The sequence below is a fragment of the Bradymonas sediminis genome, assembly GCF_003258315.1.
Classification (GTDB): Bacteria; Myxococcota_A; Bradymonadia; order Bradymonadales; family Bradymonadaceae; genus Bradymonas; species Bradymonas sediminis.
Genome location: NZ_CP030032.1, coordinates 4,356,540 through 4,375,796, shown reverse-complemented (window position 1 = coordinate 4,375,796; position 19,257 = coordinate 4,356,540). Strand labels below are relative to the sequence as shown.

The following is a 19,257-nucleotide window of genomic DNA, read 5'->3' as shown; positions in this document are numbered from 1 at the left end:
AGCGACGCCGATTGCAGGCCGCGAGGATTATTTCTTCGCGGCCTTTTTTGCGTCTTTCTTAAGCTCTTTTTTCGGCTCGACTTTCTCGCCAATTACGCGCTTTTCAACGGTGCTGGCGAGGGTCTTGAGGTCGGACCACCCGCCCTTGCAGAAGTCGTCGCTGCAGGAGAGGGCGAACACGTGATGGGCCCCATCTTTGGGGGCGAAGACGTAGTTTTGGATGCCCGCGCGCGACGCGACAAACGCGCGTTCGCCGGGCGTGGGAGCGTCGGCCGGCGCGTCCTCGACGCCGAGGTATTGCGGGCGCATGTGCGCCACAAAATCGACCGCCTTGCTATCGTCCTCGAATTTCCAAACCTGCATGCCGACGCCGTAGGATGAGCCCTTTTTCGGGAAGAGGCGCACGGAGTTATAGGTCGGCGTAGCGGCCTTGCCGGCGAGCTTTTCGCTGGAGATTTCACCGGCGTTGAGCGCCTTGAGATCTTCGCTTTGGAGCATCCCGGCGATCTCTAGCGGCGGCTCAAGCGCGACTTCGGCGCCATTCGGAGAGGTCGCGCTGGGGCGCGCGGAGCCTGATTGATCTTCGCTTTGGGGCGCGGCCTCGGCCTTCTCGGACGACCCGCTATCGGTGCTGGAGATATCGGTCGGCTCGGACGCGTCGGCGTTCGACTCCGACGACTTCGGGTCGCAGCCGCTCAGCGCGGCGATGCAGAGCAGGGTGCAGGTTGCAATGAGTAGTTTTGAGCGCGTCGATGTCATCATGAATTCAATTGTTTCTGGAGAAATTGAGCCGGCAGCGAGACGTCAAAGCGATAATCCGACTCTAATTTGAGCAGATGAAGGTCGCGCTGCACACTATCTGAAAAGCGTTGGGCGGCAAGGAAAAATTCCTCATACCACCTTGCGAGTTCGGTGGTGAGGTGGCCGCGGGCATCGGGCAAGAGGCGGCGCAGCGCGCGCTTCCAGATCGGGGCGCCATCGGCCCCGCCGCGAATCTCGTCGAGGGCGCTGCGCCCCGCCGCGTCGATGCGCCCGGCGGTCTGGGCGCTCAATTGCCCAAAGACGCGCTCGCCGAGCAACAATTTTAGCACGCGCGTCTCGTCGAAGAAGCCCTCCAGGCGCCGCTTCATCGCGCGCGCGTCGACCAGTGGAAGTTGGGCGATAATCGTCCCGATCTCCTGGGCGATGCGCCCCTCGATCGCATCGACATCGGCCAGCACCTGCTGGCGCGAGCGACTCAAGATATCCTCGACCCGCTCGGCGAGCAATTCGAGGATAAAGTCGCGGTCCTCGTCCGACAAGGATTTTCGGGTGAGGGCCGCGCGCGCGAGGAAATTGGTCTGCGAGCGCAGCGCCTCGCTGATCTCGCGCTCCAGCCCGGTGAGGACGAAATCGAAGCGATCCTCAAGGGCGCGCGACTCCGATTTTGCGCGCTCTTCGGGGTGTTTCTGATGCAATTCGGCCAGCCAATTTTCGAGGGCAGTGCTCTCGGTGTCGAGGGCCGCGTAATTTTGGCTAAGCGTATGTTGTGAGGCGGCGATGTCTTCGAGAAGGGCGGCCAATTTACGCGTCACCTCGAGCGTCTTGATATAGGAAGAACGCTCGATAATCTGGGACTCCAAAAAGGCTTTGAAGGCCGGGAAGCCGCTGTTTTCTAACGCCTTTTCCTTGGCCGATCGCTCTTCATCGGTGGTGTCCACGCGCAGAGCGAAGGCTTCTCTTCCGCTGATCGGGAAGCAACCCGCCATGCGCTCGCCGGCGTTCTCTTCGACATAGTCGAGCAATTCTTCGACCGACGCCGCGCGCGCCTCTGGGCCGCCAAATCGGTCGATCTTATTGAGCAAAACGAGGAGCCGATCTTTGCCGTCCGGGATCGCGTCGATCTGGTCGAATTCGGACTGTGAGAGCGCCTGGTTGGCGTCGAGCACCCACAAAAGCGCGTCGGCGTTGCCAAGCGCGCGGCTCGCCGCTTCTTCGTGCGCGTCGTCGAGGGCGTTAAATCCGGGCGTATCCCAGAACTCGACCGAGCGAAGCGCCGGGTGCGGGTATAGAAATTCGAGATGCGCGATCTCATGGGAGTTTTGCTTCATCTGGGCTTTGACTTCGGCCAGATTGGCCTCCTGGATGCGCCCGTCGCGCTGCACGATGCGGGCGGATTTGCGCGGCCCGTATTGCACGATCCCCAGATGCGCCGTCGTCGGCAGCACGCCCATTGGCACGACCTCCTCGCCGATTAAAGCGTTTAAAATCGTGGACTTACCCGCGTTGAATTCGCCGACCAGCGCGATGGAAAGCGGCGCGTCCAGGTCTTCGATAAGCTGCTGAACTTTGGGCGCAAACTCGAGGGTGCGCCGGTCGGCCGTCACAAATTCGCGCACCTGGCGCAGCACCTCGCTGAGCGCGCCCGAGTGCTCAATCGCCTCGGGCAATTGCCAATCAAAGGTCATGCGCTTGAGCGCGCGTTGAAGGGCGGCGTCGATCGCTTGTTTTTGGCGCGCGTTGGCGGATTGCTCGGAGCGCGAGGCCTCCTGGAAGGCGACCACCGCCTCGGCCGCGTCACCGGATGCCAGCGCGACCTGGCCGAGCAAGAAGAGCATCGCCTGGCTGGGCGCATCACTCTGGCGGATCGCGGCGTCGATGAGGCGACGCGCGCTGCTGATATCGCCGTCATTTAGGTAGGCGCGAGCCAAGCCCTGCTGGGCTTCGCGGGCGGTGGGTGAGTCGAAGGGGATATGGTCGAGCGCGGCCTGAAAGTGCATCCGCGCGTATTGATTGCGCCGCACATTGTCGGCGTGGTCGAGGTCGCTGCGCAGCAAGATTTGCCCCATCCCCATATGCGCGCGGGTCTGGATCTGCGGCGACGCGTCCTTGAGATCGAGCGCGGTTTGGTAGCATTCCATCGCCCGAGAATCGTTTTGGATCGCGGCGTTGGTGTCGCCCAGCAGAAGATGGATCTCGGCCATTTCAGCAGCGTCGCCGGCGGTAAGTGCCTGTAAAAGATAGCGATTTGCCCGGCTCGCGTCGCCAAGCACCATGCTGGTGCGCGCCGCGCCGATCAGCGCGAGCTGAATATTCACCTCGGCGCCAATCTCTAGAATGTCGCGCGCTTCTTCTTTCGCTGCGGGGCCCTGCTCGATGGCGATGACCGTCGCCTCGTAGGCTGCCTGCGCCGCGCGGAGGTCGCCCGAAGCTTCTTCTAATTCGGCGCGAAGCAGCGCCGCCGCTGCGCCGAAGTCGCGCACCGCCGGGGAATCGAGGACCACGCGGGCTTCGTCGAGCTTCGCGCGCTCGATGAGGGCACGCGCGAGGCTCAGCGTGGCTTCGGGGCGCTCCGGGCGGGCTCGGGTGGCCTTTCGCAGCTCACGCTCCGCGCGGTCGGCGCGCCCTCGGGCGAGGTAAATGCGCCCCAGGCCGAAGAGAAGATCGAAGTTGACGTCTTCTTTTCCGCCCCCCTCGAGTCCGCGTCGAAAGTGGTTCTCGGCCTGGTGCAAATATTGCGATCGCTGCGCCGCGCTCAGCGCCACGTCGCCGCCGCCGGCGGGGTCCGGCGCGTATTTCGCGCTCGCCAACTCCTCGGCGCAGCGCGCGGCGTAGAGGTGACCGAGCGCGTCTGCGCGCGCCGTGAGCCCGCGCTCAAACGCGGTGAGCGCCTTGCCCAATTCTCCCAGGTGAAAATGACAGAGCCCGATGAGGTGATGAACCCGGTCGATGCTCGAATCCTGAGCGTGGATGCGATATAGGATCTTTAGCGCTGCCTGATATTCGCCGCGCTCCATCGCCCGCATCGCGTTTTGCAGTGATTGGAGGACTTCTTCGGGTAAAAATACCTCGTCGAAGAAACCGCCGACGCGCTCTCCGAGTGTATCGAGACCGATTTTATCGAGGCCAATTTTGTCAAAGAAGGACATTTTTTGCGCTCATCGAGAGGTTAATTTTTACTGCTAAAACGCTTAAAAAATAGTACGAGGCGAGCGCCAAGACGTCGACCCTGCAACAGCGCGGTGAATTTATTTCTTCCCGCGACCCTCTTTTAATGCCATCCCCGGCGGGGTGGCGTAAATATATGCGAAAAGAATCGCAACAAATTTAGCCTTCTTGCCGAAAACATATATGAGGGCATTGTGTAGCAGCGCGGTCGTAGCACCGATATCGGGAGGCGGCCAAAGGTAAAAAAGTTTGTGCCCTTGGAATAAACCTGAGCGCCCGGACATTTGTTCAGTCGTTATTGCTATTTAGGATGGGCGCGTTATAATTGTTCGCACCAAATTCGACTTGCACCGTGTGGTTGAGCCTCACGGCACCAAAAGGAGAGAGAAATGAGTTTAAATAAAGCCATGATTATCGGAAACCTCGGCGCTGATCCCGAAGTTCGTTTTACCCAGTCCGGCACGGCCGTGGGGAACCTTCGCATCGCCACCAACGAGAAGTGGACCGATAAGAGTGGCCAGCGCCAAGAGCGCACCGAGTGGCATCGCGTCGTGGTCTTCGGCAAGACTGCCGAGAACTGCCAAAAATACCTCAAAAAGGGGCGTCAGATCTTTGTTGAAGGTCGCATCCAGACCAACGAGTGGCAGGATAAGGACGGCAATAAGCGCTATACCACCGAGATCGTCGCCTCGAACGTGACCTTCTTGTCTGGCGGCAGCGGCGGCGGAGACTACTCTGACAGCGGCAGCAGCAGCGGCGGGGGCGGTTATACCCAGGAGCGGCCGCAGGTCGAGAGCAATTACGACCAATCGTTTAACGACGACGAGATTCCGTTCTAAAACTCGATTGTCTTAAAAGTAGTGCAGGATTTATGGGCGTAAACAGTTGTTTTCGACCCGTAAATCCTGCATTTGTATCTGCATTATGTAAGTGATTATGATGCAGCGATTTTTTTAAGTAATTGTGCGGATTAGAAAAAGGGATGACGCCTGTGAGTAATGCGACGGTTGGGAATTGGGCTGTTCATAAATTCGGTGGTTCATCGCTGGCCAACGCCGAGCGCTATCGACTGGTCGCTGAGGTCATTCAGCAGCAATCCGCGCCGAAAAAGGCGGTCGTGGTCTCGGCGATGGGCGGCGTCACCAATCGTTTGATCGAGCTGGTTGATCTGGCGCGCGCGCGTGACAGCGCCTATCGGCGACGCTTGGACGCGCTAAAAGAAGATGAGTTCGCGCTGATCGAGGCGCTGCTGCCGGCCGATAAGGCGTTGGCGTTGGAGTCGCGGCTCAAAGATGATTTTCGCGATATCGAAGATGTGCTGCGCGCGGTTTGGCTGCTCGGGACTGCCTCGGAGACCGTGGTCGAGCTCATCTCGGGCTACGGCGAGCTCTGGTCGGCCCAGGTGCTCTGCGGGGTGCTGGCCGCGCAGGAAGTGTCGGTCGATTGGCTCGACGCGCGCGAAGCCTTGCGCGTGTCGCCGGGTGAGATGGGGCCGCAGATCGATTGGGAGCGCTCGGGCGAGCTATTGCGCGCCTGGATGGGCTCACGCGATGTCGATTATCTGGTCATTACAGGCTTTATCGCCACCAATCCCGAGGGGATTCCGACCACGCTGGGGCGAAACGGCAGTGACTTCTCGGCGTCGATCTTCGCCTCGCTGCTCGACGCGCAGGCCATTCATATCTGGACCGACGTCGATGGCGTGATGAGCGCGAATCCGCGGCAGGTCCCCGACGCGCATGTGCTCGACGCGCTCTCCTATAAAGAGGCGATGGAGCTCGCTTATTTTGGCGCGGGTGTGATTCATCCGCGCACGATGGCGCCGGCGGTCAAGAAGTCGATCCCGATCTTTATCCGCAACACCTTTCGCTCCGAGCTGGCGGGTACGCGCATTCACCTGCCCGAAGAGGTCGTGGAGGGCGGACCCGCGCCGAGCGTGAAGGGCTTCGCCACGGTCGACGAGGTCGCGCTGGTCAACGTCGAGGGCACCGGCATGATCGGCGTCCCGGGCATCGCGCACCGGCTCTTCGGGGTGCTGCGCGAGGCGGGCGTGTCGGTCACGATGATCTCGCAGGCAAGCTCCGAGCACTCGATTTGCTTCGCGGTCCCGCAGGCTCAGGCCATGCTCGTCAAAGACGCGGTGCGCCAGGGCTTCTTCGCCGCGCTGCACCAGGGGCAAATTCAGACCGTCGAGGTCACCCCGAATTGCAGCATCCTCGCCGTGGTCGGCGATAAGATGGCAGGCATCACCGGCGTGGCGGCGACCTTCTTTGGCGCGCTGGGCAAGGCCGGCGTCAATATTCGCGCGATCGCCCAGGGATCTTCGGAGCGAAATATCTCGGTGGTCGTCGACCAGAAAGACGCCACGCGCGCGCTTCGCGCGGCGCATTCCGGGTTCTATCTGTCGAACCAAACCCTGTCGGTCGGCATCATCGGGCCGGGCAACGTCGGCGCGACCTTGCTTAATCAACTGGCCGAGCAGGTCGATCGTCTCCGCGATAACGACCATATCGATATCCGCGTGCGTGGCATCATCGGCAATCGAAAGATGCTCCTCGAAGAAGGGCGTATCGCGCTGGAGGATTGGGCCGAGGTGCTTGAAGCCGACGCCGTCGACGCCGAACTCGACGCCTTCGTCGACCATATCCAGACCGATTATCACCCCCACGCGGTGCTGATCGACTGCACGGCGAGCGACGCGATCGCCGGCAAATACGCCGAGTGGATGGAGCGCGGCATTCACGTGATCACGCCCAATAAGAAGGCCAATACGGCGTCGATGGAGTATTATCGTCGCCTGAAGGCATCGGGTCGATATCACCTCTACGAGACCACGGTGGGCGCGGGCTTGCCGATCGTGCAGACGCTGCGCGATCTCATAAGGACCGGTGACGAGATCACCCAGATCGAGGGGATCTTTTCGGGCACGCTTTCCTATCTATTCAACGCCTTTAATGGCGAGCGACCGTTTTCGCATATTTTGAGCGAGGCGAAGAAGCTTGGCTATACCGAGCCGGACCCGCGCGAGGACCTCTCGGGCATGGATGTCGCCCGTAAGGTCGTGATCTTGGCCCGCGAGATGGGGCTGACGATCGAGCTTTCGGATGTTGAGGTCGAGAGCCTGGTGCCCGAGGGACTCGAGAAGGGGAGCACCGAGGAGTTTATGGCGGCCGTGCCCGCCTATGACGCCGAGCTTGCCAGCCGCCTGCAAAAGGCGCGGGACGCCGGCAAGGTGTTGCGCTTTGTTGGCTCGGTGACCCGCGAGGGCAAGGCCACGGTCCAACTTCGCGAATATGATAAAGACCACGCTTTTGCTAGGATTCACCTAACCGATAATATCGTCGAGTTCCGTACCCGACGCTATAGCCAGAATCCGTTGATCGTGCAGGGCCCTGGCGCGGGTCCGGGGGTCACGGCGGGCGGGATCTTTGCCGACCTGTTGAGGCTTGCGGCTTATGTTGGCGCGCCGATGTAGGCCGGAGGATAGACGCCTCCCAGGGTGGGGCCGAAGCCTGTGGAGTTCGGCCTCAATGCCTCAGATTTGTTCCATCGCAGAGAAGATATATGCACGCATCCGAAGCTCAAAACATCCCCCAAAAGGTGACCGCCTTCGCTCCCGCGACGGTCGGAAACGTCGCAGTTGGCTTTGATATCTTGGGGTTTGCGCTCGACACCATCGGGGACACCGTCACGCTGCATCGCACCGAGCAGCGGGGCGTGGAGATCTCGGATATCCGCGGGGTCGTGACCGATCTTCCGCGCGGGGCGGACGAGAATACCGCGACGGTCGGCCTGGTGCAGTTTTTGGCAGACTTCGGGCTGCCCTTTGGGCTTCGCGTTGAGATCGACAAGGGCATTCCGCTGGGCTCCGGCATGGGCGGATCGGCGGCGTCCGCGGTCGCGGCGATCGTCGCGGCCAATGCGTTTGTGGGGGGCAAATTATTGCGCACCGAAATCCTGAGCTACGCGCTGCTCGGCGAGTCAGTGGCCAGCGGCGATGTGCACGGCGATAACGTCACGCCGAGCCTTTATGGCGGCCTGACGCTGACGCGTTCGCTTGAGCCCATCGACGTCGTGCAGATCCCGGTTCCCGACGAAATCTGCTGCGTGCTCGTGCATCCGGAGCATCGCATCGATACCCGCAATGCGCGTCAGGTAATCCCAAAGGACCTGCCGCTGTCGACCTTCGTGCAGCAGTCGGCGAATCTTGCCGGATTTCTGTCGGGTTGCTTTATGGGCGACACGGAGTTGATTCGTAACTCCTTGCAGGATCTGTTGATCGAGCCGCATCGCGCGCCGCTGATCCCCGGGTTTAGCCAGGTGCGCCAGGCGGCGCTGAGTAATGGCGCGTTGGGATGCTCGATCTCGGGCGCGGGCCCCAGCGTTTTCGCGTGGGTTAAAAATCAGGCCGACGCCGAGGCGGTGCGCGACGCGATGCGCGCAGCTTTCGCCGGCGCAAGTGTTGAGTCGTCGGCCTGGATCTCCTCGCTTAACTGCCCCGGTGCCTCCATCGTTGAGGAAGGTTAAATCGTGATGAAATATATCAGCACCCGTAACCCCGACCACCGCCTGTCGTTTTCTGAGGCGCTTATCAACGGTTTGGCCGCCGACGGCGGCCTCTACGTGCCGGAGCATTTTGGGCGCTTTGGAGCGCATGATTTTGACGGTCGCAATCATATCCGCCAGATCGCCCATGATTTGCTCGCGCCGTTTTTGGAGGGCGATCGGTTGGCGGACTCTTTGCCACAGATATGCGACGAGACCTTTGGTTTTGACGTGAAGTTGGTCGGCCTTGAGACGATGCCGCCCGCGCTGGCCAAAGCCGGCGCGCAGACCGCGCTGCTTGAGCTTTTCCACGGCCCGACCGCTGCGTTTAAGGATATCGGCGCGGGCTTCCTCGCCGCGTGTATGTCGCGGCTGAATAAGGGCGCTGATAAGCCATTGACGGTGCTGGTCGCGACCTCGGGCGACACGGGCGGGGCGGTCGCCGCCGCCTTCCATAATAAGCCGAACCTCAACGTCGTCGTCCTCTATCCGGAGGGCAAGGTCTCACCGCTTCAGCAGAAGCAATTGACCTGCTGGGATGGCAATGTCCGCACATTTGGGGTGCGCGGTGTTTTCGATGATTGCCAGCGGATGGTGAAGGAAGCCTTCGCCGACGATGCCTGGCGCGATGCGATGAACCTCACCTCGGCCAATAGCATCAATATCGGGCGTCTATTGCCGCAGATGACCTATTACGCGGCGGCATCACTGTGGCATTTGCGCCGCCACGGCGTCGCGCCCAACTTCATCATCCCCTCCGGGAACCTCGGCAATATGATGGCCTGCGTGTACGCGCGCGAGTGCGGCGTCCCGATCGGTGAGGTGGTATTGGCGGTCAATGAGAATCGCCCGGTCACCCATTATCTGGAGACCGGCGAATATCGCGGGTTTGATACGGTGCCGACGCTGGCGAACGCGATGGACGTCGGCGACCCGAGCAATATGGAGCGCTTGCGCGATCTTTGGCCGGACGTGGAGACGCTTCGCAAAAAGATTCGCGCGATTCAGGTCGACGACGCGACCATCAGCGCGACCATCAAGGCCGGTCCGCAGGATTGGGGCGAGGTTTTTGATCCGCACACCGCCTGCGGGATCGCGGCGCGTGAGCAACTCGCCGCCGAGAATGAGGCCGGCGCGCAAAATGGCGGGCATTGGGTGGTCGTATCCACGGCGCATCCTGCGAAATTCGACACCATCGTCGAGCCGCTGATCGGCCGAAAGGTCGACCTCCCCGCGCAGCTCGCCCAATTGCTTGATAAGCCTGATTATTCGAGCACGATCGACCCGACGCTCGATGCCCTGAAGGCGGCTTTGAGCTGACGCGCGGGCGCGCAGCGAACGGGTTCAATATTTAGGCGTGGGATAAAAAGAAGGGCAAAACGAGGATAAAAAAATCCCCGCATGGCTGCTCGAAGGTCTTCTCCGGCCCGACTGTACCGGAAGCCATGCGGGGAGCGGTAGTGTCCTGGGATTTCCTCGGAGAGTGACCGTGAGACGGTCATTCACCGCTGGTAATCGACGTTGATGAGGGTATCGACGTCGAGTGCGTTATCCGGAAAGAACTGCCCCGAGCGGATAACACGAACCAGGACTTCAGCTTTAAGAAAGCGTCCTTCTCCGAGAGAACACCACCTCACCAGCCGGACTGTTTATTTTATATCTATGCACTGGATCACCTCCTGTTCCTGGGCACAATATTACGCGACTCCCAAGTCGCCACGAATCCGTATGCGCCCCATACTGATTCGCCTCGACGCGCCCTGTGCGCGTCTCCACCCGGGCGGTTAACTCGGGCCGGCTGCAGGACTCAACCTGCTCGCCGCTTGTGTAATTATGAACAAGCCATCACCGAGCTTTCATTCCCCGCCAGCAATAATTTTTACCCTAAGTCTGTAAAATTGCAGTGAAAACGCGGCGAGCGCGGCGCCCATGGAGGAGGCGCCGCGCCCGCGGTGAGTGCAATCATTTCAGCCGAGTCGCTTAGAACGAGCCGAGCAACTCCAGGTTATTCTGGGTGCGCTTGATGCGTTTGAGGAACCAGCTCAGCGACTCTTGCTGGCTCATATCGGCCAGGCGTCGGCGAAGATCGGGGACGCGCTTGCCCTCGACCGGGCTCATCAGGTCAAGCTCGCGACGGGTGCCGGAGGCGGCGAGGTCGACGGCCGGGAAGAGGCGGCGGTTGGCCAATTCGCGGTCGAGCACCAGCTCCGAGTTACCGGTGCCTTTGAATTCGTGGAAGATCACGTCATCCATGCGGCTGCCGGTGTCGATGAGCGCGGTCGCCACGATGGTCAGGCTGCCGGCTTCTTCCAGGTTGCGCGCGGCGCCGAATAATTGGCGAGGGCGGTCCAGCGCGCCGGCGGTGATGCCGCCGGAGAGCGTGCGGCCGTTGCCGCTTCGGTTGGTCGTATTATAGGCGCGCGCCAGGCGGGTGATCGAGTCGAGCAGGATCAGGACGTCTTCGCCGTCGAGCAATTTTTCGAGCGCGTCGGCGAAGACCTTTTCGGCCAGGCGCACATGCTGCTCGGGGGTGCTGTCGGTGGTCGAGGCTTCGACCTTGGCCGGGATATTGCGCCTGAAGTCGGTCGCTTCTTCCGGGCGCTCATCGATCAGCAGGGCGACCTGGTAGATCTCGGGGTGATTTTTGTGCACCGCCCGCGAAATGGTCTGCAGGATGGTCGTTTTGCCCGCTTTGGGCGGGCTGGTCACCAGGACCCGCTGGCCCTTGCCGATCGGGGCGATCAGGTCGATCAGCCTGCCGGTGATATCCTTGGGCCCGGTCTCCAGCTTGATGCGCTCCGCCGGTTGAATCGGGGTATAGTCAGCCAAGCGCTCTGTTAAGCGTTTGAGCTTATTAACTTTGGGTTGCTTACTTCCGCGTCGGCGCTTTCTGCGTCTTGCCATACCAATTTTCTTTTTTTGATGTCGTTTGAATGTCGTGCGAAACAACGGTCCTGTCGCGATAGGGCGAGCCCGGCGATACGAATATCAGCAAAAAAAATGCGGGCCGTAGAGCGTTGTCGGTCTTGAGTATGAGATTAAGGTTGTTCGGTGCATCCTACAACGCGAGGAAGGACCCGGGACTGAAGGGGTCGCGTAGTTGCCTTAATGATAAGGCCGTGTACGCGGAAGTCTCAGGACTTTTCGGCACACTCTCACTTTGTATTAGGATGTCTTATCGGCAGAGGCAGCAAGCCTGTCTCGCGTAGCGCGGCCGACCCAACGCCCACCACACTGGCACACCTCCGATTTGTTTGCCAGCCTCGCGCGCCACAAAATGTGTTGAGATCCTATTAAAATGCCGGCCCGGCGCGCCCGGATATCTCAATCGGCGGGCAATCTGGCTGAGTTTGAGCCGAGCGGGTTGATTTGCGCGCCTTCCATGTGTAACAGGAGCGGTCAGCCTCTGGGTTGCCGGGAATCCGTGACAAGGTGGTGTATTCTGCAGGGAGTTCGCTCGTCATTTAGCCGAACGACAATCTCACGCCCGGGCGCTTGTGCGCCCGTTCATCGACCCGGACCCTGAATCGGTCGAGATTGCGACGCTGATTTTTATTTCTCAAAGCTGAGCTGCTGCATATATAAAAAAACGGGCGTCTGAGCTCCGCCGGAGCTCAGACGCATATTGATAAACCCGGTGTTCTCAGGTACGGTCTTGGCGACTATTATTTGGGCTCCCTAAGGAGGCGCACGTTGGATACTTTAGATATTCTCGAAAAAGCAGAACGAAAAGGCGGACCCGAGCGGCGGCGGTTGATGACCGAAACCATCATGGCTGCGCGCGATCTCGGATGCGATTTTAATGTGGGCGGCGGCAAAGCCGGCGGCTTTAACGTGCGTTACGGCTCGTTGCGCTACGCGGTGATGGACCTCAACACCCGCGGCGAAGTCTTCCTGCATATCAAGCATCACCCCAGCAAAAATATCACCGACGAGCAGCGCGAAGAGGCGAATAAATTCGTCGAAGGTCTCGAAGGTCTGACCATCAAGAACGGCCCGATCAATAACTACGGCCAGGTCGAAGAGCCGATCGAAGAACTCCCGATCGAGTCCCTGATCGCCTTCTTGGAGCGCACCGTCGAGATCATCCGCGACGTCTATTATCGTCCGCATATCGAATTGGTGGGCTGAGCTCGGGCCTGCTCGCGCGGCCTCCCGGCCGGGCTCAATTTGAGAGAACGTTATGAAGCCTGCTGATTTATCAGCGGGTTTTGTGCGTTTGGGCCTACCTCGATGATTGTCATAAAGCTACGTTGTGGAGATACGCGCGCAGGTGTTTAGCTTCTTGACCATCAAGGCGATTGTTGGCGCCCCCGAAGTTTTTCTTTCCTGCCAGGCCGCCGGTCTCGTGTGTGCGGTAAGGAAGTATAGGCGATGAGCGAGTCAGGTATGCACAAACTTCAGAGACGTTCGATCGGGGAGACTGGTATCGACTTCCCAAACGATGACCTCGACCCGGCGGGCCGCGGCATTGCCAAGCTCATCTGGGCCGCGGTCTTCGGGGGCCTGGGGGTCGTCGGCGCCGTGTGGGGGATCACCCAGGCGATGCGCGGCGAGCCGGGGCTTCTGGTTGGCGTGCTCGGCTTTACGTTGATCGCGCTGGGCCTGCTCAGCGGCCTGGGCCGCTTCGTGAAGACCCCGGCCTGATACCCGGCGAAGCGATGCGATGAGGTGCACATAAAAACGCCCCGGCCGATTCGAATCGGCCGGGGCGTTTTTATGTAACCTCGCTCGCGCTGCTACTTAGAGTTTGACCTCGCAGGCGATGCCCGAGCAGAACTTGTCGTCCTGGTCGTGGGCCAGGGTGCCGGAGGGACCCTGTTTAAGCGGCGTGATTCCCTCCATCAGCTCGTTGTATTTCTCCTCGCTGATCGCCTCATAGGGCGCCTGGACATAGCCGTGGTTGCTCATCGGCAAGAAGGAGATGCCTTTGAGGCGGGTCTCGTAGGCGGCGAGGATCTGCGGGATCTCATCGGCCTCGGTCTCCGGGTCAAACTCGGCGGTGCAGCTCACCTGGTTGTCGGCCCAATAATATTGGACCTGCGCGGCCAAGTCGATCTTCTCGCGCAGGCTGACCTCGTTTTTGCGACGGTCCAGCGACTGAACCTTGGTCGGGAAAGAGATGACCATGGTGTTGTCGGAGTAGTGATCTTCTTCGATATGGTAGCCGGCTTCGCGGCAGATATCGATGAGGTCATGCCCGGCTTGAACGCGCACGCGCCGGATATAGTAGGGCGCGTGGTCCCAGTGGACGCCCGGCGTGGCGCCGGCCAGCAGCGACACGGTGCCGCTTGGCTTGACGCTGGTGGTCTTGATGGAGCGCGGGATGCACAGCCAGTCCGAGTATTTTTTATCCAGATATTGGATATACCCGTAGCCCTCGTCGCACCAGTTGAAGAAGTTGCGGTACCCGTGCTTGTTGATGGCCTGGACGATGCCGGTCATCGAGCAACCGATGCGCCGGTTTCTAAGCATGACCGCGTTGGTGCCGGCGTCGTGGGTCTGAATCAGCGTGACGGTCTTGGCGTATTGGTAGGCGACGCGCAGCGTCTCTTTGAAGTCCTCGAAGCTGTCGTGGTGGGCCGGGTAGGTCTCGACCAGGCAGCAGAGTTCCTTGTCCCAGAGGGTCTGCTCGACGCAGGGGTTCGAGCCCTCGGCGCGCTCGTCCTTCCAGTCGGCCGGGTCTTTCATGCGGCCGAACGCGCGGGCGTTGTCGAGCCAGAGGTAGCCGGGCTCCCCGTTGACCGCGGTGCGCTTGGCGACGTCGGAGTAGTCCATGCCGACTTTGGCCGAGATGGAGTTGTTCGACGCCCAGCGCCACGCGCTGACCTTCTCCATGTCCATCTTCAGGTCCAGGAATTCCTGGTCGTCCGGCTCGCCGAACGCGATCTGCGCGGTGCGACGCACGCCGCCGCTGACCACGCAGCGCCCGGTGATATTCATGGTGTCGACGATCAGGCGGCTGTCGACCTTTTTTCCGACATAGGTGCTCAGCAGCGCGTCGAGGGTCTCGAGCATCTTCTGCAAGGGGGCCGGGCCGCTGGCCACGCCGCCGAAGGATTTGATCTCGGCGCCTTTTTTGCGCACCTGCGAGTAGTCCCAGGTCGCCGGCAGGCTGCCCTCGCCGACATAGGCGTCCAGCAGGCAGGTGAGGGCGTCGGCCCAACCTTCGCGGCTGTCATGGATGACGAAATTGTCGTCGTTGCGCTCGGGGCGCACGATCTCGCGCTTGCCCGCGCCCTTGGTGTCAAAGCCCACGCCCACGCCGAGCATCGACATGCCGAACATCCAGGCGAAGGGGCGCGAGAAGTTGCGGTCAATCTCTTTGGTCGAGATGAAGCCGCAGTTATTCAGCGCTGCGCCGCCGCGCTCATAGATATAGTCGCTGCCCATCATCCACAGGCCGCGCCCGGGCGGGGTCCACTTGAATTGGAAGAGGCGGTCATAGGCTTTGCACGCAAACCCGTGCGCCTTCTCCTCGTCCCACGGCAGCCCGCGCTCCAGGCAATGGACGCGCTGAATCGTGAACATCCCCTCGATGACCCGCTGGCAGGTTTGCCACCAGTCCTCGCCATCGCGGCTATAGGTGCGTTTATAGGTGACCCAGGAGAGGTCTCCGAATCCCCAGTTGACCGGGCGCTCTCGATACTCGTCGAGAAAGCGTGAGTCCAATTGGAAGAAACCCCAGCGTTTGACGTCGATAATCATGACCACTTTCCTTGGTGAAGCGAAAAATACGAGTGACTAAATACGGTGTGTTATTCAGCGGAGCGCGCGGCGCTCTCCAGCACTCTCTCAGCCCAGGTGGCCCTGAAGTCGTGGGCCGGCGTGTCGCACGACGGCAAGATGACGACCTAAACAACGGGCACAAATATTGGGTGAATGAGCGGGGGGCGCGGCCCCTCAAAGGTCTAAATTAAGCCTGTGAATTTCTTGTGAAGAAATCACGTAAATGAGCGATAAATAAGGCATAAATCGGCACCAGGTTCAGCCGGAGTGAATGGCCCAAACCACAACATCTTGGGGTGTGCCTGATTTGCGGCCCACTATATATAGTGGAATGCATTTGTAAACCGCGTTTTTGAAATGTCTGCGCGATGCTCTTCGAAAGTCCAACAAATATCATGGCTTAGCGGGGGAAAATATTTTTGCTCACCCGCCGCCACGCGGGGGGACGTAATCGAGGGCAATCGGGGCAAAAACCGGGGCAAATGCCGGTAGAATGCGGTCGATCGAATCGTGGCGCCGACGATCGCCTCGCGCGCGAGGCGATCGTGAAGGATGGAGGGCCGACGCGGCCTAAAGTCCGGCGTCATCGTCTTCGCTCTGATCGGCGATCACATAGAGTTCGCCGCGCTCATGATGATAGACCCAGCCCTTGAATTGGTCGTCGAGGTAGCGCTGGAATGCCTCGGCCGGCTCGCCGGCGATGCGCTCGCGATTGGTAGCGCTGAGCACCCGCAGGGCGTCCTCACTTTGGTCTTCGTCGGGCAGCTCATCGAGCCAGTCGACCTGATAGACCGTGTAGGGGCCCAGGTGCTCGGGGGAGGCGGAGCCGCCGTAGACGGCGTTGAGCATGATCTCGTCGTCGACATTGCCGGTGTTGGGGGCGGTGTCTTCTTGGAAGCCGCTCATGCGCGCGAGCACCGCGTACCCTTGGGCAAGCTCGACAGCGTAGCGGGATTCGAGGTCTTGGCGTTCGTTTTCCATGGTGATCTCCTGGGAATACGGATGAAGGAGAAGGGCGCGCGTGTCGGAAGAGCGTGGCTGCGAGGGTCAGCGCAGGGAGCGGGGCTCCATGGGGTCAGAGAATCGCAGGTCTCTCAGGTGAAGGTGGCGACCGGGGGCGAGCATGTCGCGCTCGTAATCCTCCGGTGAGATGCCGGCGACCAGGTTGAGCGAGCGGCCCAGCTCGGCCAGCCACTCCTGCGGGGCCAGGATCAGTCGGTAATAGCTTCGATTTCCCGCGCATAATTCGCGCTCAAGCACGAAACGGCAGCCGACTTGCGCGCATTTAAGCGCGTGATTGGTGCCGTTTATGACCTCGCGCACCGCGCTTAAGAGCGTCGCGGTCAGTCCGTAATTAAACTCGAGTACGATCTGGTGCTCGACGCCTTCGACCTCGAAGGAGATCACCTGGTTGCGCCCTTTCGGGGCCACGTAGAGCGGGGCGAGCTCGAAATAGGGCGCCGCCAGCGACTGCATCCAGGTGATTAATTTCCACCCCAGCCCCGTCTTGCCGAGGATCCCGCTCCACTCAAGCTCTTCAAGCGTGAGGGGCAACTCGAAGCTGTGGACCTGAAGTACCGAATCGTCGACTTCTGTGTTGTTATTCACCGCGCGAACCCCATGAAGGCATGAAGATAATAGCCGGCGGGCGTGCATCCGCCCGCGAGTCCCCTTAAGATAATAGACACGCGGTGCCCGGCGGCGAGTCGCCGGGCGGCCGATCGGCGCGCGCTTGCCTAAATTGACCTTTTGGTCTCAACGGGGCTAGTATGCCCGCAGGTAAGTTGAGTTATTTTGTCGAATGTTTCAGGAGCCGTGTCTGTGGCCAGATTAATCTATACAGATTCGTCAAATCAGGAGCGCTCGGTCTATCTGGGCCCCGATCAACCGATGGTGAGACTTGGGCGCGCGTCGGACTGTTCGATTCGCACCAGTCGTCAGTCGGTGTCGCGGCGCCATGCCGAGTTTAGCTATGTCGAGGGCACCTTTGAGGTCACCGACCTCAACAGCTCCAACGGCACCTGGTTGATCGAGGATGACCAGCGCTTCGAGATCAGCCATGAGCGCCTCGAGGACGGCGATGAGATCTGGTGCGGCGATTTTATCGTCCACTTTACGCTCAGCGATCTGCCCGCTGACGACCCGACGGTCGGCGGCCAGATGAGCGCGCCGCAGGTGGGCGGCCAGCCGGTTGGCGTGGGCGCGGCGCGCCAGACGGCCAACGCCCCCATGGAGGCGGGCGTTGATTTCAGCGAGATGGGCCTCGACGAGCTAAGCGCGGTCGAGATTGCCCAGGCGCCTGTGCAGCAGCAGCAGCATCTGAGCCCGCAGCCGGCGCGGATTTCCCAGGGGTTCGACGCCGACGATGAGCTCGCGCGCCTGCGCCAGGAGAAGCAGTCCATCGAGGACCTCGCCTCGCGCCAGACCTTCGAGATCACCGATCTGCAGTCGCAGCTCGACGAGCTTAACCGCCGGTTTGAGCAGAGCACCCAGCTTGCCCAGTCCGAAGTCGAGGCGGCCAAGCAGCAGTTGGCCGAGCTTCAGGAGGAGAATGTGGGCCTGCTCGAGGCGCTCGACGCCAAGAGCGCGGAGCTTGAGCAGCAGCGCGCGCAGGCCAGCGGCGCGGACCCGGCCGAGTTGGAGGCAGTGCAGGCGCGCGTCGATGCGCTGCAGTCGCAGTTGGACGCGGCGCAGGCCGAGAAGGCCGAACTCAGCGATGCCGTCGGGCGAGTGAAGGGTGAATTGGGCGCGCGCGACACGCAGGTCGCGGCGCTGGAAACCCAGGTCGATCGCCTGCGCGCGCAGGTCGCGAATATGCCCGAGGTCGACGCGGACTCGCTGCAAGAAGAGCTCGAGAAGGGCAAGCGATTGCTCAGCGAATATGAGCGGCGAAACGCCGATCTTCGCCTGGAATTCGACGCCCAGCGCGACGTCAACGCCGCGCTTCGAAAGGTCTACGCGAGCACGCAGGAAGAGCTTGCCCAGGCGAAGCAGGCGCTCGAAGAGGCTGAGCAGGCGCTGGCCGTGGCCGAACCTGCGCGCCAGGAACTGGAGGGGGTTCGTGCCGACCTGGCGCAGGCTGAGCAGCTCTGCGAGGACCTGCGCGCCGAGGTGCAGGGGCTGAAGCAGCGCGTGCAATTGGAGCGTCGTCGCAGCAAAGAGGGCGACCCCGAGATGGTCGAGCGGCTTCAAGCGGACCTCGCCGCGGCCCAGGCGCGCGTCGCCGAATTGGAGGCGCAGGCGGCCGAGGCGCCGCCGGCTGGGGCGTCCGAGTTGCAGGCCGAGCGCGTGGAGCAATTGCGCGAGCGCCTCGGCGCGCTGGAGCGGCTGACCGACGCGATTATGCGCGCCGATCTCGACCCGCTGTCGACCGTCGACCGCATCCGCCTGCAATCGGCCATCCGCGAGACGGACCCGAAGAAGACGCTGCAGGGCGCGCTGGAATTGCTCGACTGATCTGGGTGTTTGACTCAGGCGCGCGTGGCTTTGCGCGCGCGGGCGAAATTTATCGAAGATGCTTTTTGAATCTAAAGTTTAGGATGCAATAGACGATGCCAATTAATAAATTGAATGCTACTATCTTGACCTCCCTTTGCGCGGCGCTGCTGGCGTTGAGCGCGTGTGGCGACGAGCCCATTGAGACCCCGGAATTCTCGGACCTGCAGATCGTGTGTGCCCAGTCTTCGAGCAGCGATGAGGGGTTGATCGTCGAGCGAGTCCAGGTCCAGGTCAGCGACCCGAATCGTGAGTTGCTCTCGGTGAAGGGGAGCATCAACTCGGTGCTGATCACGCTGGAGGACCCCGACGCGGACCTCATCTTCACCTGGAGTCCGCCCGCCTCCGAGGCGCCGATGTCCTGCAAGGGCGATTTCGTGGTGAGCCTTGAGGCGACCGAGGCCGGCGGAAGTTCGACGCAGTTCTACGAGATCGTCTCGAAATAAGTTCGGCGCAGCGTTGGGGCCAGCGGCCTCGATATCCAATATCCGGGGGGCGATCGCGTGTTCAAATTTGAATCCGTGACTAGCTTCCGGATAATTATAGCGTCCCGAATAGAAT

Annotated in this window: 14 protein-coding genes; 8 read left to right on the top strand and 6 right to left on the bottom strand. The window is 61.0% G+C overall.

Features of this window, described 5'->3' with window-relative positions; genetic code table 11:
• Nucleotides 1-27: 27 nt before the first annotated feature.
• Both DN745_RS16520 and DN745_RS16515 read right to left on the bottom strand, forming a co-directional pair.
• Nucleotides 28-762: a hypothetical protein gene (locus DN745_RS16520; RefSeq protein ID WP_133621926.1), complete on the bottom strand. Its 735-nt coding sequence runs from the start codon at nucleotides 760-762 to the stop codon at nucleotides 28-30.
• Nucleotides 759-3,908, bottom strand: coding sequence for a dynamin family protein (locus DN745_RS16515; protein WP_111336528.1), 3,150 nt, complete (start codon nucleotides 3,906-3,908; stop codon nucleotides 759-761). Before DN745_RS16515 ends, DN745_RS16520 begins: the two co-directional genes overlap by 4 nt.
• Before the next feature lie 408 nt (nucleotides 3,909-4,316).
• Here DN745_RS16515 and DN745_RS16505 point away from each other — a divergent pair, with 408 nt between their 5' ends.
• From DN745_RS16505 to thrC, 4 genes are all read left to right on the top strand, one after another.
• A complete protein-coding gene (locus DN745_RS16505) occupies nucleotides 4,317-4,766 on the top strand; it encodes a single-stranded DNA-binding protein (RefSeq protein WP_111336524.1) in 450 nt (149 codons plus the stop codon).
• 143 nt (nucleotides 4,767-4,909) lie between these two features.
• On the top strand, nucleotides 4,910-7,402 hold the full coding sequence (gene thrA, locus DN745_RS16500) for a bifunctional aspartate kinase/homoserine dehydrogenase I (RefSeq protein WP_111336522.1): 2,493 nt from the start codon (nucleotides 4,910-4,912) through the stop codon (nucleotides 7,400-7,402).
• Nucleotides 7,403-7,491: 89 nt separating this feature from the next.
• Nucleotides 7,492-8,454, top strand: coding sequence for a homoserine kinase (locus DN745_RS16495; protein ID WP_162687738.1), 963 nt, complete (start codon nucleotides 7,492-7,494; stop codon nucleotides 8,452-8,454).
• A gap of 6 nt (nucleotides 8,455-8,460) precedes the next feature.
• Nucleotides 8,461-9,792 carry a threonine synthase gene (gene thrC / locus DN745_RS16490; protein ID WP_111336520.1) on the top strand — a complete coding sequence of 444 codons (1,332 nt, stop codon included), beginning with the start codon at nucleotides 8,461-8,463 and terminating at the stop codon, nucleotides 9,790-9,792.
• A gap of 660 nt (nucleotides 9,793-10,452) precedes the next feature.
• Here thrC and rho read toward each other — a convergent pair.
• Complete coding sequence (gene rho, locus DN745_RS16485; protein WP_162687737.1) at nucleotides 10,453-11,301, bottom strand: transcription termination factor Rho; 849 nt, start codon at nucleotides 11,299-11,301, stop codon at nucleotides 10,453-10,455.
• A 927-nt stretch (nucleotides 11,302-12,228) separates the two neighbouring features.
• Here rho and DN745_RS16480 point away from each other — a divergent pair.
• Together DN745_RS16480 and DN745_RS16475 are read left to right on the top strand one after the other, a co-directional pair.
• Nucleotides 12,229-12,603, top strand: coding sequence for a hypothetical protein (locus DN745_RS16480; protein ID WP_111336516.1), 375 nt, complete (start codon nucleotides 12,229-12,231; stop codon nucleotides 12,601-12,603).
• 243 nt (nucleotides 12,604-12,846) lie between these two features.
• Nucleotides 12,847-13,119, top strand: a complete 273-nt coding sequence (locus DN745_RS16475) for a hypothetical protein (RefSeq protein ID WP_133621928.1) — start codon at nucleotides 12,847-12,849, stop codon at nucleotides 13,117-13,119.
• A gap of 96 nt (nucleotides 13,120-13,215) precedes the next feature.
• On the opposite strand, the gene DN745_RS16470 is transcribed toward DN745_RS16475, so the two are convergent.
• The 3 genes from DN745_RS16470 to DN745_RS16460 form a co-directional block, all read right to left on the bottom strand.
• Nucleotides 13,216-15,180 carry a glycyl radical enzyme family protein gene (locus DN745_RS16470; protein WP_111336512.1) on the bottom strand — a complete coding sequence of 655 codons (1,965 nt, stop codon included), beginning with the start codon at nucleotides 15,178-15,180 and terminating at the stop codon, nucleotides 13,216-13,218.
• A gap of 591 nt (nucleotides 15,181-15,771) precedes the next feature.
• Nucleotides 15,772-16,182 carry a hypothetical protein gene (locus tag DN745_RS16465; RefSeq protein ID WP_111336510.1) on the bottom strand — a complete coding sequence of 137 codons (411 nt, stop codon included), beginning with the start codon at nucleotides 16,180-16,182 and terminating at the stop codon, nucleotides 15,772-15,774.
• A gap of 66 nt (nucleotides 16,183-16,248) precedes the next feature.
• Nucleotides 16,249-16,809: a hypothetical protein gene (locus tag DN745_RS16460; protein ID WP_111336508.1), complete on the bottom strand. Its 561-nt coding sequence runs from the start codon at nucleotides 16,807-16,809 to the stop codon at nucleotides 16,249-16,251.
• Between the two features lie 213 nt (nucleotides 16,810-17,022).
• On the opposite strand from DN745_RS16460, the gene DN745_RS16455 reads away from it, so the two are divergent.
• On the top strand, nucleotides 17,023-18,657 hold the full coding sequence (locus DN745_RS16455) for an FHA domain-containing protein (protein ID WP_111336506.1): 1,635 nt from the start codon (nucleotides 17,023-17,025) through the stop codon (nucleotides 18,655-18,657).
• Nucleotides 18,658-18,782: 125 nt separating this feature from the next.
• Entirely contained in the window at nucleotides 18,783-19,142 is a 360-nt protein-coding gene (locus tag DN745_RS16450; protein ID WP_133621929.1) for a hypothetical protein, read from the top strand.
• Nucleotides 19,143-19,257: the final 115 nt, after the last annotated feature.